Genomic DNA, 22,518 nt, shown 5'->3' on the forward strand with positions numbered 1-22,518 from the left:
CTATGGGCAGCGGTTTAAACAGGTTTTACCTGTTTAAATCAACCTCTGCCTATGTTTTCCATTACACTCGTTCAGCGTCTGTAGAGGGCGTCATTTATGTGTGTTTGTCTTTGAAAGTATTGCTGGCTGCCCGCGGGTGGATGCCAGCGCATCCCTAATTTATGTCTAACGAATTCTATTTCAATCTGATTTTATTTTTTCTGGTGGCTATTATTGCGCTGGAAGTCTTGGCGAAGAAATTACGCTGGCCACCTGCCGTGGCGCAACTTATCGGTGGCGCGCTGATTGCGTTTATCCCCGGATTGCCTGCGTTTGAAATTGACCCTGCGCTGGTGCTGGTGGTTTTTTTGCCACCGCTGCTGATGGCGGGCGCCTATTTCACGGTCTGGCACGAATTCAGGCGTCATCTGGCGGGTATTTTGCTACTGGCGATAGGCGCCGTGCTGTTTACCACCTTGGTGGTGGGGTTGGCGCTGCATAGCCTCACCCCGGCGCTGCCGTGGGCGGCCTGTTTTGCCTTAGGCGCCATTGTGTCGCCGCCGGATGCCATTGCCGCCAAGGCGGTGTTGCAACGGGTGGCATTGCCGCGCAAATTGCTGGTATTGCTGGAGGGCGAGAGCCTGCTCAATGATGCCACCGGCCTGGTGCTGTACAAGTTTTCGATTGTCGCCATGCTCACCGGCGTGTTTTCGATGACTGGCGCGATTGAAGAGTTTGCCTGGCTCAGCGTTGGCGGCATTTTGCTCGGTGGTGCGTTTGGTTATTTAGTTTATAAAACCTTGCGCTATCTGCACGACACCGAACTCATGATTCTCGCCTCTGCCTTGCCAGGCTGGATTTGCTATGTGGTCGGCGAACATATTGGTGTGTCGGGTGTAATCGCCACGGTGACTTACGGCATGATGCTGGGCTGGCACCAGCATGAAATCATGACCGCCACCGCTAGGCGTCGTGGGGCCGCTTTTTGGGAAATCATGATTTTTGTCTTTGAGTCGCTGGTGTTTATCCTGATCGGCCTCTCGTTGCGCGGCGTGTGGGATCGCATCGCTGAGGGCAGCAAATCGATTGCCGATTACAGCATGGAAGTGTTGCTGGTATTGGCGGTGGTGATTGTGTCACGCTTTGTCTGGGTGTTTGCCGTTGATGGCCTGGCCAGGTTGTTCAGCAAGCGTGCCTCACAGGCGCAAAGTAGCTGGCGCGAATCGTTTGTCACCAGTTGGGCTGGCATGCGTGGCGTGGTCACATTGGCGGCGGCGCTGGCCGTGCCTGCCGAAGTGCCGGGGCGGGACCTGATGCTGCTATGTGCGTTTGCCGTCATCCTGGTGACGGTGTTGTTTCAGGGCACGACCATTGGCTGGATTATCCGCGTGCTCAAATTAAAAGCCACGGCGCATGAGCGGGTTTATTTAAATGAACCGCAAACCTGGGCGCGCATAGAGCAGGCGCAATATGCGGTGGTGAACAAGCTGGCTTACGACGAACAAGGCGTGCTAAAACACCCGCGTTTGCTGGAGCAATATGGCTACCGGCAGAGCCTGTCAGACAAGCATAAAAATGACGCCATGTTGCCGGACGATATCCGTAAAGCCCACTTTAATGTGGTGCTGGCCGCCGTAGCAGCCGGGCGCGAGGAGCTGCTTAAACTGCATCGCTCCGGCCAGATTCATGATGAGTTGCTGCATATGATGGAACGCGACCTGGATATCCAGGAAATTGCCGCTTTGCACAGCCGCGGTTAAATGTGTGCTGTCCACATTTTTTGTGGATAACTTTTTGGATGTGTTGTGGGTGAGTGCTGTAAGTGGTTGATTTAATAATGTAAAACAGCGGTGATTAAAATCTGTACGCTAAAAATATTTAGCAAAAAACCTTGCTGGACGCTATTTTTTGTGTATTGCCAGCCCGCAGTCGGCGGCGTAGCATAGGCTGATCACTGTTGCAAATCAGGAGGCCATGATGAAACGTCTGTTTTATATCGATTATCCACAAGAGCATTTTGAAGGCCAGGCGCATCGTTATCGTTGTGCGTTTTGCAAACAGGAAACCACGCAGATCAACGGCCGTCTCGAAGGGCATTTGCCCAGTTGTGAATACCGCGTGACGCTGGAAAAGGCAGGCTTTGAATGTAACCGCAACTCGCCCACGCCACATGAAGATATGGCGGATGAAGTGGACTAAACGCTGCACGCCATCGCCAGCGCATTTTTTCTTGGATAACAAGCTAACTTTATGACGACCTTTACACCTTTGCCATCGCTGATTGGCGGTCTGCTAATCGGCTTTTCGACCCTGTTGATGATACTTTGGCTGGGCAAGATTGCTGGCATCAGTGGCATTGTCGGCCAGCTTTGGTCCGCCGCCGCGGGTGACCGTGTCTGGCGCCTTGCTTTTGTCAGCGGCCTGATGCTCGCCCCGCTATTGTATGCATGCTGGGCGCCTTTACCTGCTGTGCAAATAGTTACCAGCACGCCGGGCTTGGTGGTGGCCGGTCTGCTGGTCGGGTTTGGCACGCGCTTGGGCAGCGGTTGCACCAGTGGCCACGGCGTTTGTGGTTTGTCGCGCTTGTCCTTGCGCTCGCTGGTTGCCACGCTCACGTTTATGGCGACGGCGATACTGGTGGTCTGGCTGTTGCGTCACGGCCTGGTGGCCGCATAAGGGGGGAGACATGTCGAGCGTGATTGCATTATTGGCGGGCGTGATCTTTGGCCTGGGCCTGGTTGTCGGTGGCATGACCAACCCCGCCAAAGTATTGGCCTTTTTAGACATTACGGGTGACTGGGACCCTTCGCTGGCATTTGTCATGATGGGGGCGATTGCCGTCAGTTTTTTTGCCTTTAGGTTTGCACGCAGGCAAGCTGTCAGTCAGTTAGGGCTGCCCATGCAACTGCCTGCCACCACCTTGATTGATCGCAAACTGGTGCTTGGGGCCATGTTGTTTGGCGCCGGTTGGGGCATCGCGGGCTTTTGTCCTGGCCCGGCGGTGGCGTCAATCCTTATTGGTGGGCGTGAGGTGTGGATATTTGTGGCCAGCATGCTGGCAGGCATGGGGTTGTATACCTGGGCAGCCAGGCGCGGCTGGTTGTAAGTCTTTATGTCTGATCCTGCCAGAGCTTGCGGTGGCGCCACAAGGTGGTTCGCCCCACGCCTAATTGTTTGGCGGCTTGGGTCAGGTTGCCGTGGTTAGCTGCCAGTGCCTGTAAGATATCTGCTTCTGAAAGCGTTTTTCGGCCCGTGCTGACAGTCGCCGTATTCGGAGTTGACTGCTGTGTGGGTTGTAACTCCGGCGGTAAATCAGTCACCTCTATTTGTTTGCCATCACACATCACCAGGGCGTAGTGCATTACATTGCGTAATTCGCGCACATTACCTGGCCAGTCATAGGTCATTAATTGCTGCATGGCGGCTGTGCTCATCACCGGCAAGCGATCATCACTGAATTGTTGTTTTAACAGGTGGCGGATAATCAAGGGAATATCCTGCTTGCGCGCATTTAACGGCGGAATGAACAACGGGATCACGCGCAGGCGGTACAGCAAGTCCTGCCGGAACCGCCCGGCCTTGACCTCTTCGCGGAGTGCTTTGTGCGTGGCCGCCAGGATACGGACATTCGCCAATAAGGGTTTTTCCGCGCCCACAGGCAGGTATTCTCCGCTCTCTAACACGCGTAACAAGCGTGCTTGCAATGCAATTGGCAGCTCTGCGATTTCATCCAGCAGCAAGCTGCCGCCTTCGGCACGGCCAAACAGGCCTTGATGATCGCGCACCGCGCCAGTAAACGCGCCTTTGACATGGCCAAACAGTTCACTTTCCAGAATGCCCGCGTTCAGCGTGGCGCAGTTAATCGCCACAAATGGTGCTTTGTGGCGCGCACTTTCGCCATGAATGGCGCGCGCCACCAACTCTTTACCAGTGCCCGAATCACCACGGATCAGTACTGGCATATCGGTGTTGGCCACGCGGCGTATCATCTCGAACACTTTGTACATCTCTGGCGCATGGCTGATGAGGCCATATTTTTCTGCCATGTCGCTAACTGCCGGTAGCGCGTTGGATGTGCGCTGTGGTAGCAGGATTTCCAGGCCGCCGTCAAAGCTGCCGTCGGCAGCCTGAAAAGCCATGGCGTATTTGATCACGCCTTGTAACTGGCCATCGTCTCGCTGCAACTGCAGTGGAAACGCTGTGACTTTTCCTGACTCGGTGAGCCCGCAACCACGCATGCATTGTATGCAACGGTTGGCGGTGAGGCAGCTTTCCCCCTGCAAGGCTTGTGCTGCGTAGCCTAGTAGCTTTTCAGCGCCCGGGCTCCAAAAACTGATTTTCTTGTCGCGGTCCACCGTGAACACAGCGGCATCCGGCATGATCAATGCAATCATGCGTGCCAGTGATTCGCCTTGTGACTGGCTGAGTTGCGGCGGGTGCGCAAAAAAATCGATATTGGGTTGTTCCATTTTATATTTTGAAACGTTCCGTGCTGAGGATTTGTGTTTCATTGAAACACTAACTGCATTGAATTTCAATCGATATTTTAGATTAAGTGCATGATTAATTTAAATAATCACACCCTATGGAACATGTGGCACCGATTTTGCCTAGATCATTGTCATTCCCCAAGGAGAGTTCTCATGATATTCCAGCAATTTTTCGATCCGGACAGCAGTACTTTTACCTACTTGCTCGGCTGTGAAGTCACCAGGCAGGCGGTGTTGATTGATACGGTGGAGCACGATATCGACAGGTATCTTGCGGCGCTTGCGCAGCAGGACTTGCATTTGGTGTACACCTTGGAAACACATGTCCATGCCGACCATGTCACTGCAGCTGACGCCCTACGCAGGCGTGTGGGCAGTAAAAGTGTGGTGCATCGTGATGCTGGTGCAATGTGTGGTGATTTATTAGTGACGGATGGCATTCATGTGCAGGTGGGTAGCCTGGATATTGAGGTGAGATATACACCCGGGCATACCAACGGCTGCGTCAGCTATCTGGTGGGTGACCGCATCTTTACCGGAGATGCCTTGCTGATTGGTGGCTGTGGTCGTACAGATTTTCAGCAGGGCAATGCTGGCCAACTCTATGACAGCATACACAAGCAGATTTTCAGTTTGCCAGATGAGACCTTGATTTATCCTGGTCATGATTACAACGGCAACATCGTTTCTACGGTTGGGCAGGAAAAGCGCGAAAACAAGCGCCTGGGTGGCGAGAAATCGCGTCAGGAGTTTGTAGAAATCATGGCGAATTTAAAGCTGGCTTATCCGAAGCATATTGATGTTGCGCTGCCTGCCAATCAGGCTTGCGGCAATATCGCGGTCAAGCAATCCGCTTAACCAGCCATAGGAGAAAAATAATGAAATTGGGGAAGATTAATCAGGAGATCACAGTCGCTGACCAATTGCTGGCCACGGATTTAGAGGCGGTTGCTGCGCAAGGCTTTAGATCGGTATTTTGTCATCGACCAGATGGCGAGGGTGCTGACCAGCCTAACTTTCAGGAGATCGAAACCGTTGCCAAGGTGCTGGGATTGCATGCCGTGTATTTACCCGTGACCAGCGGCAAAATCACCGATGCCGAAGTCCAATCGTTTGCTGAGGCTTTTGCCGCCGCACCTAAACCGGTGATGGCCTATTGTCGATCCGGCATGCGAGCTATTACCTTATGGAGCTTGCAAGCGGCGGGTAAAGTACCCTTATCCGAACTGTTGTTATTTGGTAAGCAAGCCGGCTATGATCTTTCGGGTTTGAGTCTGCGTCTGGTGTCAGGTGGTCAAAGTAAATCTGTGACTCAGCAGTCTCACCAGATCGTGATTGTGGGCGCTGGAGCGGCAGGCATTGCTGTGGCCTCAAGTTTGCTGGCACGTTCACCGGATTTGGATATTGCGATTATCGACCCTGCAGAAACCCATTATTATCAGCCTGGCTGGACACTGGTGGGTGGTGGCGTGTTTGATGCTGCCTACACCGTAAAAACCATGGCCTCGGTGATTCCAAACGGGGTGAAATGGATTAAAGCGGCAGTGGCCGGTTTTGAACCGCAGTCCGACCGTGTGATTCTGGAAGGTTGCCAAACTGTACATTACGAAAAATTAATCGTCTGTCCTGGTATCAAGCTTCACTGGGGTGGCGTTGAGGGACTCATTGAAACACTGGGCAGAAACGGCGTGACGTCCAATTATCGCTATGATCTGGCGCCTTACACCTGGGAGCTGGTCAGTCAGTTCAAGGGGGGTAAAGCGGTCTTTACGCAACCGCCCATGCCAATTAAATGTGCAGGTGCACCTCAAAAAGCCATGTACCTGTCGGCTGACCACTGGTGGCGTAGTGGCTTGTTAAGCAAGGTCGAGATTGATTTTTATAATGCAGGTGCAGTGCTGTTCGGCATTAAGGAATACGTACCCGCCCTCATGGCTTATATCAAAAAGTATGGTACGCAACTCCATTTTAATCACCGACTGACCAAAGTGGATGGTGATCATAAAAAAGTGTGGTTTGCCCGTACGCTGGAAGATGGTAGCCAGGAAACCATAGAAACTGATTTTGACATGTTACATGTCGTGCCGCCGCAACAGGCTCCTGACTTTATTCGTGCCAGTGCTTTGGTGGATGGGGCAGGCTGGATAGATGTGACTCCGGACACGCTTCAACACAAAGTCTATCCCAATATCTACGCGCTGGGGGATGCCGCCAATAGCCCCAATGCCAAAACAGCTGCTGCTGCGCGTAAACAGGCGCCTGTGGTCGCCACCAATGTGTTGTTTGATCTCAAGCTGGACAATCGCCGCGCTGCTTATGATGGTTATGGATCCTGTCCATTAACTGTCGAACGTGGCAAAGTAGTGCTGGCCGAGTTTGGTTATGGGGGCCGTTTGTTACCCAGTTTTCCCAACTGGCTGATTAATGGCCAGCAGCCTTCTCGTCTGGCCTGGATGCTGAAAGAGCGCCTGTTACCGCCGGTTTACTGGAAAGGTATGCTTAAAGGGCATGAGTGGCTGGCGCAGCCACAAGTATTGCAACAATCGCAGGAGCATGTATGACCGCGATTCTGGACAAGACGGCGTGGCTACGTCGTTTGCCGGTACTGGACTGGGGGCGTCGATATCAGCGCCAGCATGCGATTCATGACCTGACAGCAGCCGTGATAGTGACGCTGATGCTGGTGCCGCAAGCACTGGCTTACGCCATCCTGTCTGGCCTGCCGCCGCAGGTCGGGCTTTATGCGAGCATGTTGCCACTGGTTTGCTATGCATTGCTCGGCACCAGCTCGACGCTGGCTGTTGGGCCGGTAGCTGTGGCTGCACTCATGACGGCGAGTGCCATTGCGCCATATTCCGCACAAAACTTGCAGATGGGGTTGCAGGCGGCCATTGTGTTGGCCTGTTTATCGGGACTGTTTCTGCTTTTTGCTGGCGTATTCAGGCTGGGGTTTCTGGCTAATTTTTTGTCACACCCGGTGATTGCCGGATTTATCGGGGCCGCCAGTCTGGTCATTGCCAGCAGTCAGCTACCGACCTTGCTTGGGATTCAGGCCAGTGGTGACAATATGCTAACCCTGTGGCACGGCATATTGTTACAGATTGACGAGGTACATGGGGTCACAGCCCTTTTATCGCTATTGACATTGCTGTTGCTGCTACTGTTCAGGCGCTACGGTGTCCGCGCCTTGCAAACAGCGGGATTGAGCTTGTTTTGGGCACAAACGCTTAGCCGCTCGGTTCCGGCTTTACTCGTGATTTCTGGTACCTGGGCCATCCGTCAGAACTTTACGATACTTGCCGGGGTGCGTACGGTTGGGCAGATTCCAGCCGGCTTGCCGGCGCTCACCTGGCCACACTGGGACGCCCCACTTTGGCAGGCTTTATTGATGCCAGCCATACTGATTTCGATTGTCGGCTACGTTGAGTCTATTTCAGTGGCCCAGAACCTGGCAATGAAGCGACGTGAGCGTATCGACCCTGATCAGGAATTGCTGGCACTGGGTGCCGCTAATCTGGCGGCGAGCTTCAGTGCGGGACAGCCGGTGACTGGCGGTGTGTCACGATCGGTAGTGAATATGGATGCAGGAGCGCAAACCCCCGCAGCTGGCTTTTTCACTGCAGTGGGGATGCTACTGGCCACCCTGTTTCTGGCAGGGTGGCTGAGTGATCTGCCGCGATTCATTCTGGCAGCTACCATCATTGTGGCGGTATTAAGCCTCCTTGAGTGGCAAGTGTTTATTGATACGTGGCGACGTAATCGTAGTGACTTTCTGGCACTGTTGATGACATTTATGATTACCTTGCTGGTGAATGTGGAGAGCGGAATCAGCGCGGGGGTGCTACTGTCGGTAGCCATGCATCTTTATCGTAGCAGCCGTCCACATATTGCTATCGTTGGCCAGGTGCCTGGCACCGAACATTTCAGAAACGTTGCACGGCATGCAGTCAAGGTGTGCCCCGATGTGGTGACCATGCGCGTAGATCAGAGTTTATATTTTGCCAATGCGAGGTATCTGGAGCAGAAGGTGCTGGAAGTGCTAGCTGACAATCCGGCAGTCAAGCATGTGATCCTCATGTGTTCAGCGGTGAATGAGGTGGATAGTAGTGCGCTTGAAGTGCTTGAAACCATTAATCAGCACTTATCTGCTCTTAAAATTGGCTTTCATTTGTCCGAGGTCAAAGGGCCGGTGATGGATACGTTACAAGATTCTTCTCTGAAGCAACAGCTTAATGGCAAGATCTATCTCACACAATATCAAGCCTATGCAGCGCTGGCATGTCATTAATAGATGTATTCTGGGTAACAGTAAGGAGACAAGCGATGGCAAATAACATCAGTCAATTTGAGCGATATTTAAGAGTGATTGTGGGGGCGGGTTTACTGCTATGGACACTGTTTTTCCAGGGAGCGGCCTGGGGCTGGTTAGGCGTTATACCTTTAGCAACCGGGCTGATTGGCTGGTGTCCGGTGTACTTACTGTTTCGCAAGTAACACATCTGTCAATCTTTCCTGAATCTGGACTGGTCATGCACATTAAAAAACTGGTGACGCATTATCGCAACAGCGCCCTTTTTAGACATTTGACATGGGTATTGCTGATTAAAGTGATTCTGTTATGGATGTTGTGGGTATGTATCGTCAAGCCGCAGAAGCAACATCCTGATACTGAAAGCGTGTTTAGGCACTTAGTCAGCGTATCGGCGCAATCCTCTGCAGAGACTGGAGGTTCAAAATGATTTCTCACGAACTGGTAGATTTGTCGCGACTGCAATTTGCAGCCACCGCCATGTACCACTTTTTGTTTGTGCCGCTGACACTGGGCATGGTCTGGCTACTCGTCATCATGGAAAGTGTCTACGTCATGACCGGCAAGTTGATCTGGAAAGACATGACACGCTTTTGGGGCAAGCTGTTTGGTATCAACTTTGCCCTGGGCGTCACCACCGGCATCACTATGGAGTTTCAGTTTGGCACCAACTGGGCTTATTACTCACATTATGTGGGCGATATTTTCGGCGCACCGCTGGCCATTGAAGGCCTGATGGCATTTTTTCTGGAATCCACCTTTATCGGCCTGTTTTTCTTCGGTTGGGACAAGCTGTCCAAACCCAAGCACCTGATGGTGACGCTGCTCATGGCCATAGGCACCAACCTGTCGGCGTTGTGGATACTGATTGCGAATGGCTGGATGCAAAACCCGGTTGGTGCCGAGTTTAACTGGCACACCATGCGCATGGAAATGACCAATTTCTGGGATATCCTGATGAATCCGGATGCGCAGGTGAAGTTTGTGCATACGGTGTCTGCCGGTTATGTTACCGGCGCCATGTTTGTGCTCTCCATCTCCAGCTGGTACCTGCTTAAAAAGAGAAATGTAGAGTTTGCCAAACGCAGTTTTAGTGTAGCTGCCGCGTTTGGTCTCGCCGCTTCAGCCAGTGTGATTGTTCTCGGGGACGAGTCCGGTTATACCGTAGGCGAAGCGCAGCAAACCAAAATGGCGGCGATAGAAGCCATGTGGGAAACCAAGCCTGCCCCGGCCGGACTGACTTTGCTGGCGGGCATCAACGAGGCCGAGCACAAAAACAACTGGGAAATCGAGATGCCTTATGTGATGGGCATTATCGGTACGCGCTCGCTGAGTAAAACCATTCCAGGTATAGACGAGATCAAGGCCAAAAACCGTGAACGTATTCTGAATGGTATCCCCGCCGTGGTGGCGCTGGAGCAATTGCGGGCCGATCGCAATAACAGCGAAGCCGAGGCTACGCTCAAGGCCCATATCCATGACTTGGGGTTTGGCCTGTTGCTCAAGCGCTATACCGATAAGGTCGCTGAGGCCACGCCAGCCATGATTGCACAGGCGGTGGATGACACCGTGCCGCGCGTAGCCCCCATGTTCTGGTCGTTCCGCATCATGGTGGGCCTGGGCTTTGCCATGCTGGCGCTGTTTGCGCTGGCCATGTGGAGCAGTCTCAAAGGCTGTTTTACTGAAAAACTATGGTTGCTGAAGTGGGCGGTGTTGATGCTGCCCATGCCATGGATTGCTGCCGAACTGGGCTGGTTTGTGGCGGAATATGGCCGCCAGCCTTGGACCATTTACGGTGTGCTCCCTACGCATTTATCGGTGTCCACCCTGAGTCCGGCCAGTTTGTATGGCTCATTGATTGGTTTTGTCGGCTTTTACACGGTGTTGCTAGTGGTCGAGTTATATCTGATGGTCAAGTTTGCCCGGCAAGGGCCAGGCTCGCTGGGCACAGGCCGTTATGATCAGGAAGTACACGCTTAGGAGAATGCCATGTTGGATTACACAACCCTGAAAATCATCTGGTGGCTGCTGGTCGGTGTGTTACTCGTCGGGTTTGCCATCATGGACGGCCACGACATGGGCGTGGGCACACTGCTGCCTTTTGTCGGTAAAAACGATGACGAACGACGCGTCGTCATCAATACGGTCGGTCCGCACTGGGATGGTAACCAGGTCTGGTTTATCACCGGTGGCGGGGCCATTTTTGCCGCCTGGCCGCTGGTCTATGCCACTGCCTTTAGCGGCTTTTACTGGGCCATGCTGGCGGTGTTATGGGCTTTGTTTTTCCGTCCGGTGGGCTTTGATTACCGCAGCAAAATTCATAATGCGCGCTGGCGCAGCACCTGGGATTGGGGCCTGTTTGTCGGTGGTGCCGTACCACCGCTGATTTTCGGCGTGGCCTTCGGCAATCTGCTACAAGGGGTGCCGTTCAGCCTAGACAACAATCTGGTTTCGTACTATAGCGGCAGCTTCTGGGCCTTGTTGAATCCGTTTGCGCTGCTATGCGGGGTGGTTTCGAGCGCCATGATCACCATGCAGGGCGGCGTCTATCTGGCGCATCGTACTGAAGGCCGCATCCAGTTGCGTAGCATGATGCTTGCCGGATACGCTGCCTGGGTCATGGTGGCGGCTTTTGTGCTGGCCGGGTTATGGTTGCGGTTTGGTCATATCGACGGCTATGTCATCACCTCCAGTGTGGATGCGGCAGCTTTACCTGATCCATTGGCCAAAACTGTGGCGCGCTCAGCGGAAGGCTGGTGGCAGAATTATCGGGCGCAGCCCATGTTATGGTTGTTGCCTGGTCTGGCGATCTGTGGCGCTTTACTGGCCACCTGGCTGGTGCAGTCTGGCCGGACTTTACGCGCATTTATAACCTCATCGCTGAGTATACTCGGTGTCATTGGGACGGCAGGTGCTGCGATGTTCCCGTTTGTGATGCCTTCTTCCATCCAGCCAAATGCCAGCCTGACCGTGTGGGACAGTGTCTCCAGCCATCTGACGCTGCAACTGATGTTTTTTGCCACGCTGATTTTTATGCCGCTGATTATCTTTTATACCAGCTGGGCCTACCACGTCATGCGTGGCAAAGTCACCGTGGCCGATATCCAGGCCAACAGTCATCAGGCTTACTAAAGGAGAATACATATGTGGTACTTTACCTGGTTGTTAGGCGTGGGTTTTGCCGTACTACTGGCCATCCTCAATGCTATGTGGCTGGAGTCGGGTGGCTGTGATCATTGCCGTCACGATGCTGAATAATACTGCCCGCCTGAGCAAACGCCATGTTTAGCGTGGTGTTTGCTGTGTATGCAAGGACTAAAACGATAAACAGATTTTGCCGACATGGCTGTTGCTTTCCTGGTATTGAAACGCCTGCACGATCTCTTCTACCGCAAATACTTTATCCACCACCGGTTGCATGCCGTTAGCATCTATCGCTTTGATCATGGCTTGTTGTTGCGCACGGTTGCCTACCAGCACGCCTTGCAGTCGTAATTGCTTGATTAAGGCTGTCACTAGCGGAAAGTCGCCCGCCAAGCCAGTCAAGATACCAATCACCGAGATATGGCCGCCGACACGCGCTGCCAGCATGGACTGCTCCAGCGTGGCGGGGCCACCAACCTCTACAATATGGTCGACGCCGCGACCGCCAGATATTTCACGCGCTAGCGTGCCCCATTTCGGCGTGCTTTTGTAATTGATGAGGTGGTCTGCGCCCAATGTGCTAAGTTTCTCCAGTTTGGCGTCGCTGGATGAGGTAGCAATCACCGTCGCGCCTGCCAGTTTGGCAAATTGCAGCGCAAACATAGACACGCCGCCCGTGCCTTGCACCAGCACGGTATCGCCTGGTTTGAGGTGGTCATCTGCCATCAGGGATCGCCAGGCGGTAAGGGCGGCGGTGGTGAGAGTGGAGGAGGCAAGATGGCTCCAGCCTTTGGGCGCCAGGGTGAATGACTCCACACTGGCGGTGACCAGCTCGCGCGCATAGCCATCAACGCCATCGCCAGGCACGGTGGCAAAGCCTTCAACGTGCGGTTCGCCCGACTGCCAGGTGGGAAAGAAGGTGCTGACAACGGCATCGCCCACTTTGAATTCGGTGACGTCCGCACCTACGGCAATCACTTCCCCGGCACCATCTGCCATCGGGATGCGTGGCTCACTCGGCCCCCACATGCCGCTGACCACGGCAAAGTCGTGGTAGTTGAGCGAGTTGGCATGCAGCCTGACGGTGATTTCACCAATCTTGGGCGCAGCAGCTTCACGGCTGCCTATGGTCACGTTTTGATACCCGCCGCCGGGTTGCACAATGATGGCTTTACTCATTGTTGGTCTCCTCAAAAATGTGATGACTATCATCATCGGGTGCGTGTGATCGTTGGATTGTGCCGTGTTGCTGTGGCGATGTAAATTCTTTGCCCTTCGTTATATACGGCCTTATATAGCGTGGTTCTAGATAAAATTTAACATCGTTAAATTTCCTGTTTTATCGTGCAGGAAACACACATACATACAGATGTGTATGTTAGTATATTTTTCACCATAGCCAACATTCAGATTGGTTTAGCCTGCAGGCACAACAGATACTCACAAGGAACCTACCCGATGAAACTAACGATTAATGGCAAAGAGACCGAGCTAAATGTCAGTGAAGACATGCCTATTTTGTGGGCGATTCGCGATGTGGCTGGGCTAACCGGCACCAAGTTTGGCTGTGGCATGGCGCAATGCGGTGCTTGTACCGTGCATCTGGATGGCCAGGCCATCCGTTCCTGCGTGACGCCGGTGAGTGCCGCGGTCGGCAAAAAAATCACGACGATTGAATCCATGCAAGATGACAAAGTCGGGCAAGCCGTGCAGGCGGCCTGGCAGCAGATTGATGTGGTGCAATGTGGCTACTGCCAGTCTGGCCAGATCATGTCTGCCACCTCATTACTCAAACAAAACCCCAAACCCAGCGATGCCGATATCGATGCCGCCATGAGTGGCAATATCTGCCGTTGTGGCACTTATCAACGTATCCGCACAGCGATTCACGAAGCTGCTGCCAAACTGGCTTAAGGAGAGACACCATGAACGATATGATTAATCTCTCGCGCCGCAGCTTTATCAAAAGTACCGCGCTGGTCGCTGGTGGCTTGGTGGTGGCTTTCAGCATTCCACAGGCCAAACGTTTTATGGGCGTGGCCAATGCGGCCGAGGCGATGCCGTTGCCTGCGCCCAATGCATTCTTGCGCATAGGGGCAGATGACAGTATTACCGTCATGTTGGCGCATAGTGAAATGGGACAGGGTGTTTGGACCACCTTGCCGATGCTGATTGCTGATGAGCTGGATGCCGACTGGAATACGATCAAGGTTGAGCATGCGCCTGCGGCACCGGCCTATATTCACACTGCTTATGGCATTCAGATTACCGGTGGTTCATCGACCACCTGGTCAGAGTTTGACCGTTATCGCCAGGCAGGTGCGCTGACGCGCGCTTTGCTGCTGAATGCGGCAGCTAAACAATGGAATGTAACGGTAGCCGAGTTGCGCACCGAAAATGGCGCGGTGATTCATGGCACACAACAATTGCGTTATGGCCAACTGGTAGAAACCGCCAGCCAGCTAGAAACACCCACCAGCGTGACGCTGAAAAAACCAGAACAATGGAAATTTATTGGTAAAGCGACCAAGCGCCTGGATAGTGCAGAAAAAATTAATGGCACCGCCAAATTTGGCCAGGACGTGCAATTTGACGGGTTGAAAGTGGCCATGGTGGCGCGTGCGCCGGTGTTTGGTACCAAACTGAAAAGTGTCGCTGACGGTGACACGCTGAAAGTACCGGGTGTGATCAAGGTGGTCAAAGTGCCTACAGGTGTGGCGGTGATTGCCGAGCATTACTGGGCGGCCAAGCAAGGCCGTGAAGCGCTCAAATTGGAGTGGGATTTGGCCGGGCATGATAAACCGGATTCTGCGGCCTTATTAAAGCAATACCAGGCCTTGGCACAACAGCCAGGCGTGCAGGCCGCCAAGGCGGGTGATATTGCCAGCGGTAGCAAACAGGCCAAGCAGGCCGTGACCGCCGAATATGTATTGCCTTATTTGTCACATGCGCCCATGGAGCCACTCAATTGCGCCGTGAAAATTTCTGAGCAGGGCTGTGATATCTGGACCGGCACACAAATGCAAACCACCGACCAGGCCTCTGCTGCCAAAATTCTGGGCCTCAAGCCAGAGCAGGTGAAAATTCATACCCAGTTTTTAGGCGGTGGCTTTGGCCGTCGCGCCAATCCGCGCGCGGACTTTGTGTCTGAAGCCGTAGAGGTTGCAAAAGCCGCTGGCTTGCCAGTGAAAACCGTGTGGAGCCGTGAGGATGATGTGAAAGGCGGTTTTTACCGGCCGATGTTTGTGCACCGCGCCACGGTGTCCCTGGACAAACAGGGCAAACCATTGGCCTGGCAACACACCCTGGTCGGGCAGTCCATCATCAAAGGCACGCCGTTTGAAGGCGTGATGATCAAGGATGGCATTGATGCCACCTCGGTGGAAGGCGTGGCGGATTCGCCTTATGTAAAAGGCACTGCCAACCACCTGGTGCAATTACATTCGGTGCAGAGCGATGTGCCGGTGTTGTGGTGGCGCTCGGTGGGACATAGCCACTCCGGCTTTGCTATGGAAAGCCTGATCGACGAGCTGGCGCATGCCAGCAAACAGGATCCGCTGGCCTATAGGCGGCAGTTGCTCAAAGACCACCCACGTCATCTGGCAGCGCTCAACCTGGCCGCCGATAAAGCAGGCTGGGGCAAACCATTACCTAAAGGCGTGTTCCGCGGCATTGCCGTGCATGAATCGTTTGGCAGCTATGTGGCGCAAGTGGCTGAGGTGTCGGTGAAAGAAGGCGAAGTTAAAGTGCACCGTGTGGTGGTGGCGATTGATTGCGGCCTGGCGGTCAACCCGGATGGCGTGAAGGCACAAATGGAGTCTTCAGTGGCTTATGCCCTGGGCGCCACACTCAGCAGCGAAATCAGCTTTAAAGATGGGCAAGTGGTGCAATCTAACTTTCATGATTACCAGGTGTTGCGCATGAAAGACATGCCCAAGGTGGACGTGCATATCGTGGCCAGTACCGAAAAAATGGGCGGTGTCGGAGAGCCTGGCGTACCGCCGTTGGCGCCTGCGGTGGCCAATGCCGTATTTGCTGCGACTGGTAAACGTATCCGCCGCCTGCCGATAGGCGACCAACTGGCTTAAGCGTATGCAATCGTCAGATTGGGAAGTGCTGCAACGTGCCAGCGATTGGCTGCAACAAGGCTATCGCGCACACCTGTTCACCGTCATCCAGACCTGGGGCTCGGCACCGCGTTTGCCGGGCGCCATTCTGGTGGTGCGTGAAGATGGCCATCTGGTTGGCTCGGTATCTGGCGGTTGTATTGAGGATGACCTGGCAGATAAAGCCAGGCATCAGCAGTTGCCGACGCAGCCCGCTATTCTGGAATACGGCATCCACCAGGACGAAGCGCAGCGTTTTGGTATCCCGTGCGGTGGACAGCTGAAGATATTTGCTGAGCCGCTCACACAGGCAACGCAGCTGGCACCCATGCTGCAAAGCCTGGCCCAACGCAGTTTGTTAAAGCGTTCGGTCAATTTGCAGAGTGGCGAAGTACGCCACCAGCCTGTGTTGCCAGAGGGCTTGCCTTACCTGGATAACGACTGGTTCCACAGTTATTTTGGCCCGCAGTGGCGCTTGCTGATTATTGGTGCCAACCAGTTAGGATCGGTGCTGGCGGCCATGGCGCAAGCACTGGATTTTCACGTCATGATTTGTGACCCACGTGAAGAAATGCGCGCCGAATGGCATGTGGAAGGCGCGGACTGGTTGCCCGGCATGCCGGACGATGTGGTGCTAGACATTGTGCCTGATCCACACACGGCGATTGTGGCGGTGACGCATGACCCTAAACTGGATGACATGGCTTTGCTTGAGGCGCTCAAATCAGATGCGTTTTATATCGGTGCGCTGGGCTCAGTCAAAAACCAGGAGAAACGCAAACAGCGCCTGCGCAGTTTTGATTTAAGCGAGCAGGAAGTCAATCGCCTGCATGGCCCTGTCGGTTTGCGCATAGGCAGCCGCACGCCAGCTGAAATTGCCGTGTCTATTCTGGCTGAATTGATTCAGGCGCGGTCACAGTTGCAACAGGTCGGACTTGCTCAAGCCAGTGCCAATCTGGCTGCGGCTTGATCGGCATGGTGTTAAACCAGGTCTGCAGGCGTATCAATATCCTTCAAGATGCCTGCATCCTGGCATTCAAATCTTAAAATCTCCGCCTGATGCGCACGCAACACCGCGCGTGCACCCTGGTCTCCTTCAACCAGCAGTAATTCCGGCATCAGGTCACTGGCAAAGCCAACCGGGTGCCCGGGCTGGCCTTGATGCATGGGCTGCACCAGTCCTGCTTGCGTCAGTTGTTGGGCGACGCGTGTAATGGTCGCTGTCTGAATGTATGGCATATCTGCCAGCGCAATGACCAGTCCAGATAGGTGTGGAAAAAGCGTTTGTGCCGTCACAACCCCTAGTTTCAGGCTGTCCGCCATCTGTTGATGCTGTTCTTCACAGGCCACTACCTTAAACCCCATTGACATAAGCTGGCCAGCGAGCGGCGACGCATAGCCACGGATGACCGCAACGCTGTTCGGCAAAGCTTGGATTAAAGCTTGCGCCGCACGTAGCGCCATGAGTTGCCCATCAGCGAGTGGTTGTAGCAGTTTGTTCTGCGCGCCAAAGCGGCGCGAAAAACCACCTGCCAGCAATAAGCCGACGACCGGTTGTTGTGTGGGGGCAAGTGGTGTCATATTTTTGTTCATGCATTGACTGAGGCAGTCAACAACTCACTTCACTGGCGCGTTCATGTATGCTTGCCATGGTCTTATCTGGAGCCGTTATGATGTTACCTAAACGTTTATATTACCCTGTGTTGCTGGGTTTGCTGACTTTTCCTGCGCTGGCGTGGGCCGGTCTTGCGGCGGGCGATGCTGAATTTGCCGTGACGGTGAACGGAGACCAGCGTCCTTATCTGGTGCATGTGCCCAAGCAGGCACTGTCTGAACAAGCCTTGCCTATGGTGCTGGTGCTGCATGGAGGCCTGGGCAATATGCAAGTGCAGGCCAATGAGCGCTTTTACCACCAAGTGTCGGCCGCTGAAAAATACGGTTATATCGTGGTGTTCCCAAATGGCTACAGCCGCCTGCCGGGCGGCAAGTTTGCGACCTGGAATGCGGGCAATTGCTGTGGCCCGGCGGTGAAGAAGCAAAGTGATGATGTGGCCGTCATCCGTGCCATCATCCAGGACATGCAGCAGCGGGCCAATGTGGATCCCAATCGTATCTTTGTCGATGGCATGTCGAATGGCGGCATGATGAGCTACCGATTGGCTTGTGAGCTATCTGATACCATCAGTGCCATCGCCTCGGTCGCAGGCACTGACAATACCCAACGCTGCCAGCCTGCCAAGCCGGTAGCCGTGTTGCATATCCATGCCAAAGACGATGACCATGTGCCGTTTAATGGCGGCAAAGGTCAGCAGTCCATGGTCGATGTGAGTTTTAACTCCGTGCCTGCCACGATACAAAAGTGGGTACAGCTCAATCAGGCCATTCCCCAGGCAGAGCGCATCCTGGATGTGCCCGGCGCTTATTGCGAAATCCACCGTGGTGGGCTGGCGCCAGTGCAATTGTGCGTCACGGAGACTGGCGGCCACTCCTGGCCGGGAGGCCGCAAACCGCGTGGCGGCAGTGCCGGGTCTGATGCGTTGATTGCCAATGAGGTGATCTGGCAGTTTTTTAACGCTAACGGCCGTCGTTAGCGGCCAACTGAGTTAAAACAGCTCAGTTAAAAAGGAATACTGTAGCCGACATACGCCATCGGCTGAATTCTGGTCTCGGTAATCGGGCTGTTATGTTGTGCGTTGCTCAGTCGCGTCACAAAAGCGCCAAACAACAGAGAGTGGTCTTTAAAGGCTGGCATCATGCCGTTGACACCCGCCTGCCATTCGACGCCAGAACCTGCGCGGTAAACCGGGCGGCTGGCGGTCGCTTCGCTGCTGTCAACGCCGAAATAATAGTCGTTAAATTTCTGGTTGTTCCAGGTGGCGCCAATCACCCCGTTCAAGCGTAGTTGTGGAGCGCGCACCAGGCTTTTAATGTATTGCAGCTGAACCTGTTGGCCATTGCTGTTGCCGCTGGCATCTGTGGTCCATTGCGCATTAAACGTGCCATAGTCGGTTTGCCAGCGCAGCAAGGGGCCGACAAAAATCGAAAAATCGCGGTCATGCATGCCACGGGTGCGATCGCCTTTGCTGGCATCCCAGCCAAATTTGGCTTCAGCAGACAGCCCAAAGCGCACACGCTGGTCATCGCTGTCCAGCAGCCAAACGCCCGCTTGTAATGCGTTAATGAAAAAGCGGTCACCGTAGTTGGCATTGATAATTGGCAATGCAAGTACGCGGTACTCATCAGAGCCTGAAGTCTTGGGCAAGACGCCTACGCCTATGCCGTATAAGTTTTGTGCCCTGGGCACGGCTGTTTCAGTTTGGCGGTCTATGCGAGACTCCGCTTCTGCCATGGCGCTAAATAAGGCGATAGTCAGCCCGGTGGTGGTGCGTGTTACTGCGTGTTTCATCATGTGTGTATCCATTATTGTTATGCGCTGCATGCTTGAACAGCATTTTTAAGCGAGAGTTCCCGCAAACCAGACTTTTTCTGGCCTGTTTTGCAAGTTTAACACGGCGTGTTAACTGCCTTGTTTCAGTTGAATAATTTGCTGCGTGACTTTGTCGCCCTGGTCTTTATCCACTGCGCTGATCGCCGGTTGCAGGGACTGCAATGTGCTGAGGTCTTTTTGCGTAAATGCCACGCGTGACAATGCCAGCATGGCGTCATAGTCGCGCTGGTTCAAGTCATAGGCATGCTTGAGGTCTTGTTCGGCCTGCGCGAACTGTTGCAGGCCTTCTTCTGCCAGGCCGAGAAAATACCACGCATCGGCCGAGCTGGGCTCTTTATGCGCCCACTCACTGGCAATGGATTTCAGGTTAGCCCAATCTGCATTCTGGTAAGGAATCACCACCTGCATAAAATAAGGGCGTTGTTCGAGTGGCAGCGCCCAGAATGGCACCTCGTTGGTTTTAAGCGAGATGACTTCAGGCGCCTCCATCAGTTCTTTAATCCACTCCACCGGCAAACTGTAGAAAAACGCCTGATGTCCTGGGCTCTTGAAAGTGGTGAGCCCGATCAGATTAAAGTGTTGGTCAAACAGTGCACCGCCGCTGGAGCCCATTAAAAAAGCAGCATTCGAACGCACAATCATGCTGCCCTCAAAAGGATAAGTCCCTTTGATATTGCCGTAAGAAATTTGTGGTACCGGTGCCCCCGCCGGAAAGCTCAGGCTGAACACCTCTTCTTCGTATTGCAGTGTTTTGCTATCGCGCATGGGGATTGGTTTAAACGGCAGCGGATCAAACTTGAGTAAACAGACATCACGTTTCCAGTTGGCCTTGAGGGCGATGGGCTGGTAGCCATCGCGGAACTTGGCAATATTGGCGCCATTGCTATTGGCAATCACGTGACAGTTGGTCGCGACATACTCAGGGCTCACCACCACACCAGAGCCGCGGCCATTAGAGCCGCCAGGCATATCGGTGGTGACCATGACAATGGAGTGACCGAGCTCCAGTGTATCGACGATGCTGGGCTGTGCATACGCATGACCTGGCCCTGACAATAATATGGTCAATAATAGTAACTGTTTCATACAGGCTCCCAGAATAAAAGGCTAACCGCAGTCATGTTGCATGACTGTATGTCCTCTGACCAGCATATCGCGTAAATGTTTTCTGCGGTATGCATTTTGTAGGTATTTTCTGACAAGCAAATCGGCACCTGCCTACTTATTCATTCTGCCCTGGCCCTCTACCATAGCGCATGAGATAGCCTGAGACGAAATTGAGTATTAACAATGCGAAGAACCAAGTCCTATATGTTACCCAAGCTGATTCTCCTGAACATGCTTGCCTTAATGATGATTACTTTCGAGCACGAAGTCCCCGCCGACAATAACCCTTTGCTGAGCAGCGCTCAGTCTGGGCCGATGGTGGCGGCGAAGCCGGAAGCTCATGCAGTTGCGGTCGCTACGACTACGTTACCGCCTGCGATAAAAGTGGCGGCGGTAGAGGAGAGTAAAGTGGATGAAGATAAACAGACTGCCATGAAAAAACCGGCTGTTTACAAAAAGCGTGTGCAACAAAAGCATTCGGCAATTAAACCGCATGCGATGGTATTAAAGGCGAGTTATACCAGCAATACGCCGTTGGGATGTTGTTTCCGCGGCAACCGCATTTAATGCTCACACATGTTTAAACATATAAAGCCTCCTCGCGGAGGCTTTTTTGTTGCAGGTCTTTTCAAGAGCCAATACACTGGCAGAAAAAAGTTTTCTCATCAACATCTAAACAAAAACCGTCAAAGAAAGCGCTATGTTTAAATCCTTTTTTCCTGATTCACGCTGGTTCTGGCCGTCTGTCATTGTCTGGGCAACCATTTGCTGTGGTGTCTGGTTTGAGTTTTCTAACGCGATGGGGGCAATGTTTGGCTTATCCGTGGCCGAAGAGCAGCCAGTGATCGGCCTGGGCCATTTTGTCACAGATTCATTCAAATTGTTTTACGGCTACTATGCCGTGAGTGTGGCGCTGTTTGCGCTGGCCTGGTTTCAGCTCAAACCCAGCCGCTGGCAGTGGTGGTCTATTGTCGGTTCGTCATTTATCCTGTTTTCGACTTATTACTCGGTGCAGGTGTCCGTGGCGATTAATAACTGGCGCCGACCATTTTTTGATGGCGTGCAGGCCGCTTTGTCGCCCAACTCCAAAGTGACCACCGCCGAGTTGTACACGCTAATGTTGCAGTTTGCCGAAATTGCGTTCGTGGCGATTTTTATCTACGTCATCACACGTTTTTTTGTCAGTCATTATATTTTCCGCTGGCGCACGGCCATGAACGATTTTTATACCAGCCAGTGGACGCAAGTGCGTAAGATTGAAGGTGCCTCGCAACGGGTGCAGGAAGACACCATGCGCTTTGCCACTATTATGGAAGGCCTGGGCGTATCTATGGTCGAGGCGATTATGACTTTGTTTGCGTTCTTGCCCGTACTGTGGAGCTTGTCTTCTTATGTGAGCGAGTTGCCGGTGTTTGGTGCCGTGCCAGCACCGTTATTTACCTCGGCGATTGCCTGGTCAGTCTTCGGTACCTTATTGCTGGCCGCAGTGGGGATTAAATTGCCTGGGCTGGAATTCAGGAACCAACGCGTGGAAGCGGCCTACCGTAAAGAGCTGGTGTATGGTGAGGACAATGCAGAGCGCGCACAACCAGCGACGCTGAGGTCACTGTTTTTAGATGTGCGTAAAAACTACTTCCGCCTGTATTTCCACTATATGTATTTCAATGTGGCGCGCAGCCTGTATTTGCAGGCAGATAATATTTTTGCCTACCTGATCCTGGTGCCGACGATTGCGGCCGGGCGTATCACCTTTGGTATTTTGCAACAGATCCTGACCGCGTTTTCACAAGTCAGCAACTCGTTCCAATACCTGGTTAACTCGTGGACGACGATTGTTGAACTGCTGTCTGTCTACAAACGTTTGACGGCCTTTGAAGCGGCTATCAAGCACGAAGCGCTGCCTGAGATCGAGCAAACTACCGCCTGATAAGCGAC

At 53.4% G+C, this 22,518-nt stretch carries 23 protein-coding genes; 18 read left to right on the forward strand and 5 right to left on the reverse strand.

What is annotated here, in order from left to right; genetic code table 11:
• The first annotated feature begins 161 nt into the window (after positions 1-161).
• From INP78_RS00150 to INP78_RS00165, 4 genes are all read left to right on the forward strand, one after another.
• Positions 162-1,739 carry a Na+/H+ antiporter gene (locus INP78_RS00150; RefSeq protein ID WP_194740239.1) on the forward strand — a complete coding sequence of 526 codons (1,578 nt, stop codon included), beginning with the start codon at positions 162-164 and terminating at the stop codon, positions 1,737-1,739.
• A 217-nt stretch (positions 1,740-1,956) separates the two neighbouring features.
• Entirely contained in the window at positions 1,957-2,178 is a 222-nt protein-coding gene (locus tag INP78_RS00155; protein ID WP_194741055.1) for a hypothetical protein, read from the forward strand.
• 51 nt (positions 2,179-2,229) lie between these two features.
• Positions 2,230-2,655, forward strand: coding sequence for a YeeE/YedE family protein (locus INP78_RS00160; protein WP_194740240.1), 426 nt, complete (start codon positions 2,230-2,232; stop codon positions 2,653-2,655).
• A 10-nt stretch (positions 2,656-2,665) separates the two neighbouring features.
• Positions 2,666-3,085: a DUF6691 family protein gene (locus INP78_RS00165; RefSeq protein WP_194740241.1), complete on the forward strand. Its 420-nt coding sequence runs from the start codon at positions 2,666-2,668 to the stop codon at positions 3,083-3,085.
• A gap of 4 nt (positions 3,086-3,089) precedes the next feature.
• Here INP78_RS00165 and INP78_RS00170 read toward each other — a convergent pair whose 3' ends face one another.
• The gene (locus INP78_RS00170; RefSeq protein ID WP_194740242.1) at positions 3,090-4,448 is read right to left on the reverse strand and encodes a sigma-54-dependent Fis family transcriptional regulator; all 1,359 of its coding nucleotides are present in this window, start codon (positions 4,446-4,448) and stop codon (positions 3,090-3,092) included.
• Between the two features lie 174 nt (positions 4,449-4,622).
• Between INP78_RS00170 and INP78_RS00175 the strand changes: the two genes are divergently transcribed.
• The 8 genes from INP78_RS00175 to cydX are packed head-to-tail and all read left to right on the forward strand — an operon-like array spanning position 4,623 to position 12,036.
• The gene (locus INP78_RS00175; protein WP_194740243.1) at positions 4,623-5,327 is read left to right on the forward strand and encodes an MBL fold metallo-hydrolase; all 705 of its coding nucleotides are present in this window, start codon (positions 4,623-4,625) and stop codon (positions 5,325-5,327) included.
• A 20-nt stretch (positions 5,328-5,347) separates the two neighbouring features.
• The gene (locus INP78_RS00180; protein ID WP_194740244.1) at positions 5,348-7,030 is read left to right on the forward strand and encodes a bifunctional protein tyrosine phosphatase family protein/NAD(P)/FAD-dependent oxidoreductase; all 1,683 of its coding nucleotides are present in this window, start codon (positions 5,348-5,350) and stop codon (positions 7,028-7,030) included.
• The gene (locus tag INP78_RS00185; protein WP_194740245.1) at positions 7,027-8,757 is read left to right on the forward strand and encodes a SulP family inorganic anion transporter; all 1,731 of its coding nucleotides are present in this window, start codon (positions 7,027-7,029) and stop codon (positions 8,755-8,757) included. Before INP78_RS00180 ends, INP78_RS00185 begins: the two co-directional genes overlap by 4 nt.
• Positions 8,758-8,792: 35 nt before the next feature.
• A complete protein-coding gene (locus tag INP78_RS00190; protein ID WP_194740246.1) occupies positions 8,793-8,963 on the forward strand; it encodes a DUF2892 domain-containing protein in 171 nt (56 codons plus the stop codon).
• Positions 8,964-8,998: 35 nt separating this feature from the next.
• Positions 8,999-9,208, forward strand: coding sequence for a cytochrome oxidase putative small subunit CydP (gene cydP / locus INP78_RS00195; protein WP_194740247.1), 210 nt, complete (start codon positions 8,999-9,001; stop codon positions 9,206-9,208).
• Positions 9,205-10,758: a cytochrome ubiquinol oxidase subunit I gene (locus INP78_RS00200; RefSeq protein ID WP_194740248.1), complete on the forward strand. Its 1,554-nt coding sequence runs from the start codon at positions 9,205-9,207 to the stop codon at positions 10,756-10,758. Before cydP ends, INP78_RS00200 begins: the two co-directional genes overlap by 4 nt.
• Positions 10,759-10,767: 9 nt before the next feature.
• Positions 10,768-11,910 carry a cytochrome d ubiquinol oxidase subunit II gene (gene cydB / locus INP78_RS00205; protein ID WP_194740249.1) on the forward strand — a complete coding sequence of 381 codons (1,143 nt, stop codon included), beginning with the start codon at positions 10,768-10,770 and terminating at the stop codon, positions 11,908-11,910.
• 12 nt (positions 11,911-11,922) lie between these two features.
• Positions 11,923-12,036 (forward strand): cytochrome bd-I oxidase subunit CydX, encoded by a 114-nt coding sequence (gene cydX, locus INP78_RS00210; RefSeq protein ID WP_194740250.1) that lies wholly within the window; start codon positions 11,923-11,925, stop codon positions 12,034-12,036.
• Between the two features lie 57 nt (positions 12,037-12,093).
• On the opposite strand, the gene INP78_RS00215 is transcribed toward cydX, so the two are convergent.
• The gene (locus tag INP78_RS00215) at positions 12,094-13,101 is read right to left on the reverse strand and encodes an NAD(P)-dependent alcohol dehydrogenase (protein ID WP_194740251.1); all 1,008 of its coding nucleotides are present in this window, start codon (positions 13,099-13,101) and stop codon (positions 12,094-12,096) included.
• A gap of 279 nt (positions 13,102-13,380) precedes the next feature.
• Here INP78_RS00215 and INP78_RS00220 point away from each other — a divergent pair, with 279 nt between their 5' ends.
• Genes INP78_RS00220 through INP78_RS00230 form a run of 3 tightly spaced genes read left to right on the forward strand, consistent with a single transcriptional unit; the run spans position 13,381 to position 16,998 of the window.
• On the forward strand, positions 13,381-13,836 hold the full coding sequence (locus tag INP78_RS00220; RefSeq protein ID WP_194740252.1) for a (2Fe-2S)-binding protein: 456 nt from the start codon (positions 13,381-13,383) through the stop codon (positions 13,834-13,836).
• Between the two features lie 11 nt (positions 13,837-13,847).
• The gene (locus INP78_RS00225; RefSeq protein WP_194740253.1) at positions 13,848-16,010 is read left to right on the forward strand and encodes a xanthine dehydrogenase family protein molybdopterin-binding subunit; all 2,163 of its coding nucleotides are present in this window, start codon (positions 13,848-13,850) and stop codon (positions 16,008-16,010) included.
• Positions 16,011-16,014: 4 nt separating this feature from the next.
• Positions 16,015-16,998, forward strand: coding sequence for an XdhC family protein (locus INP78_RS00230; RefSeq protein WP_194740254.1), 984 nt, complete (start codon positions 16,015-16,017; stop codon positions 16,996-16,998).
• Between the two features lie 11 nt (positions 16,999-17,009).
• Here INP78_RS00230 and INP78_RS00235 read toward each other — a convergent pair whose 3' ends face one another.
• The gene (locus INP78_RS00235; RefSeq protein ID WP_194740255.1) at positions 17,010-17,609 is read right to left on the reverse strand and encodes an NTP transferase domain-containing protein; all 600 of its coding nucleotides are present in this window, start codon (positions 17,607-17,609) and stop codon (positions 17,010-17,012) included.
• A gap of 89 nt (positions 17,610-17,698) precedes the next feature.
• Between INP78_RS00235 and INP78_RS00240 the strand changes: the two genes are divergently transcribed.
• Positions 17,699-18,619: a PHB depolymerase family esterase gene (locus INP78_RS00240; protein ID WP_194740256.1), complete on the forward strand. Its 921-nt coding sequence runs from the start codon at positions 17,699-17,701 to the stop codon at positions 18,617-18,619.
• 26 nt (positions 18,620-18,645) lie between these two features.
• Here the strand turns inward: INP78_RS00240 and INP78_RS00245 are convergent, their stop codons facing one another.
• Positions 18,646-19,437 carry a MipA/OmpV family protein gene (locus INP78_RS00245; RefSeq protein ID WP_194740257.1) on the reverse strand — a complete coding sequence of 264 codons (792 nt, stop codon included), beginning with the start codon at positions 19,435-19,437 and terminating at the stop codon, positions 18,646-18,648.
• A gap of 108 nt (positions 19,438-19,545) precedes the next feature.
• Positions 19,546-20,562 (reverse strand): serine protease, encoded by a 1,017-nt coding sequence (locus tag INP78_RS00250; RefSeq protein ID WP_194740258.1) that lies wholly within the window; start codon positions 20,560-20,562, stop codon positions 19,546-19,548.
• Positions 20,563-20,766: 204 nt separating this feature from the next.
• Here INP78_RS00250 and INP78_RS00255 point away from each other — a divergent pair, with 204 nt between their 5' ends.
• Positions 20,767-21,150, forward strand: a complete 384-nt coding sequence (locus tag INP78_RS00255) for a hypothetical protein (RefSeq protein WP_194740259.1) — start codon at positions 20,767-20,769, stop codon at positions 21,148-21,150.
• 133 nt (positions 21,151-21,283) lie between these two features.
• Complete coding sequence (gene sbmA, locus INP78_RS00260) at positions 21,284-22,510, forward strand: peptide antibiotic transporter SbmA (RefSeq protein ID WP_194740260.1); 1,227 nt, start codon at positions 21,284-21,286, stop codon at positions 22,508-22,510.
• The last annotated feature ends 8 nt before the right edge of the window (positions 22,511-22,518 follow it).

The organism is Methylophilus sp. 14, assembly GCF_015354345.1.
GTDB lineage: Bacteria > Pseudomonadota > Gammaproteobacteria > Burkholderiales > Methylophilaceae > Methylophilus.

What these genes read in the sequence shown, in the direction of transcription:
- INP78_RS00150 (WP_194740239.1), top strand. Translation starts at nt 162, where the DNA reads ATGTCTAACGAATTCTATTTCAATCTGATTTTATTTTTTCTGGTGGCT.
- INP78_RS00155 (WP_194741055.1), top strand. Translation starts at nt 1,957, where the DNA reads ATGAAACGTCTGTTTTATATCGATTATCCACAAGAGCATTTTGAAGGC.
- INP78_RS00160 (WP_194740240.1), top strand. Translation starts at nt 2,230, where the DNA reads ATGACGACCTTTACACCTTTGCCATCGCTGATTGGCGGTCTGCTAATC.
- INP78_RS00165 (WP_194740241.1), top strand. Translation starts at nt 2,666, where the DNA reads ATGTCGAGCGTGATTGCATTATTGGCGGGCGTGATCTTTGGCCTGGGC.
- INP78_RS00170 (WP_194740242.1), bottom strand. Translation starts at nt 4,448, where the DNA reads ATGGAACAACCCAATATCGATTTTTTTGCGCACCCGCCGCAACTCAGC.
- INP78_RS00175 (WP_194740243.1), top strand. Translation starts at nt 4,623, where the DNA reads ATGATATTCCAGCAATTTTTCGATCCGGACAGCAGTACTTTTACCTAC.
- INP78_RS00180 (WP_194740244.1), top strand. Translation starts at nt 5,348, where the DNA reads ATGAAATTGGGGAAGATTAATCAGGAGATCACAGTCGCTGACCAATTG.
- INP78_RS00185 (WP_194740245.1), top strand. Translation starts at nt 7,027, where the DNA reads ATGACCGCGATTCTGGACAAGACGGCGTGGCTACGTCGTTTGCCGGTA.
- INP78_RS00190 (WP_194740246.1), top strand. Translation starts at nt 8,793, where the DNA reads ATGGCAAATAACATCAGTCAATTTGAGCGATATTTAAGAGTGATTGTG.
- cydP (WP_194740247.1), top strand. Translation starts at nt 8,999, where the DNA reads ATGCACATTAAAAAACTGGTGACGCATTATCGCAACAGCGCCCTTTTT.
- INP78_RS00200 (WP_194740248.1), top strand. Translation starts at nt 9,205, where the DNA reads ATGATTTCTCACGAACTGGTAGATTTGTCGCGACTGCAATTTGCAGCC.
- cydB (WP_194740249.1), top strand. Translation starts at nt 10,768, where the DNA reads ATGTTGGATTACACAACCCTGAAAATCATCTGGTGGCTGCTGGTCGGT.
- cydX (WP_194740250.1), top strand. Translation starts at nt 11,923, where the DNA reads ATGTGGTACTTTACCTGGTTGTTAGGCGTGGGTTTTGCCGTACTACTG.
- INP78_RS00215 (WP_194740251.1), bottom strand. Translation starts at nt 13,101, where the DNA reads ATGAGTAAAGCCATCATTGTGCAACCCGGCGGCGGGTATCAAAACGTG.
- INP78_RS00220 (WP_194740252.1), top strand. Translation starts at nt 13,381, where the DNA reads ATGAAACTAACGATTAATGGCAAAGAGACCGAGCTAAATGTCAGTGAA.
- INP78_RS00225 (WP_194740253.1), top strand. Translation starts at nt 13,848, where the DNA reads ATGAACGATATGATTAATCTCTCGCGCCGCAGCTTTATCAAAAGTACC.
- INP78_RS00230 (WP_194740254.1), top strand. Translation starts at nt 16,015, where the DNA reads ATGCAATCGTCAGATTGGGAAGTGCTGCAACGTGCCAGCGATTGGCTG.
- INP78_RS00235 (WP_194740255.1), bottom strand. Translation starts at nt 17,609, where the DNA reads ATGACACCACTTGCCCCCACACAACAACCGGTCGTCGGCTTATTGCTG.
- INP78_RS00240 (WP_194740256.1), top strand. Translation starts at nt 17,699, where the DNA reads ATGATGTTACCTAAACGTTTATATTACCCTGTGTTGCTGGGTTTGCTG.
- INP78_RS00245 (WP_194740257.1), bottom strand. Translation starts at nt 19,437, where the DNA reads ATGATGAAACACGCAGTAACACGCACCACCACCGGGCTGACTATCGCC.
- INP78_RS00250 (WP_194740258.1), bottom strand. Translation starts at nt 20,562, where the DNA reads ATGAAACAGTTACTATTATTGACCATATTATTGTCAGGGCCAGGTCAT.
- INP78_RS00255 (WP_194740259.1), top strand. Translation starts at nt 20,767, where the DNA reads ATGCGAAGAACCAAGTCCTATATGTTACCCAAGCTGATTCTCCTGAAC.
- sbmA (WP_194740260.1), top strand. Translation starts at nt 21,284, where the DNA reads ATGTTTAAATCCTTTTTTCCTGATTCACGCTGGTTCTGGCCGTCTGTC.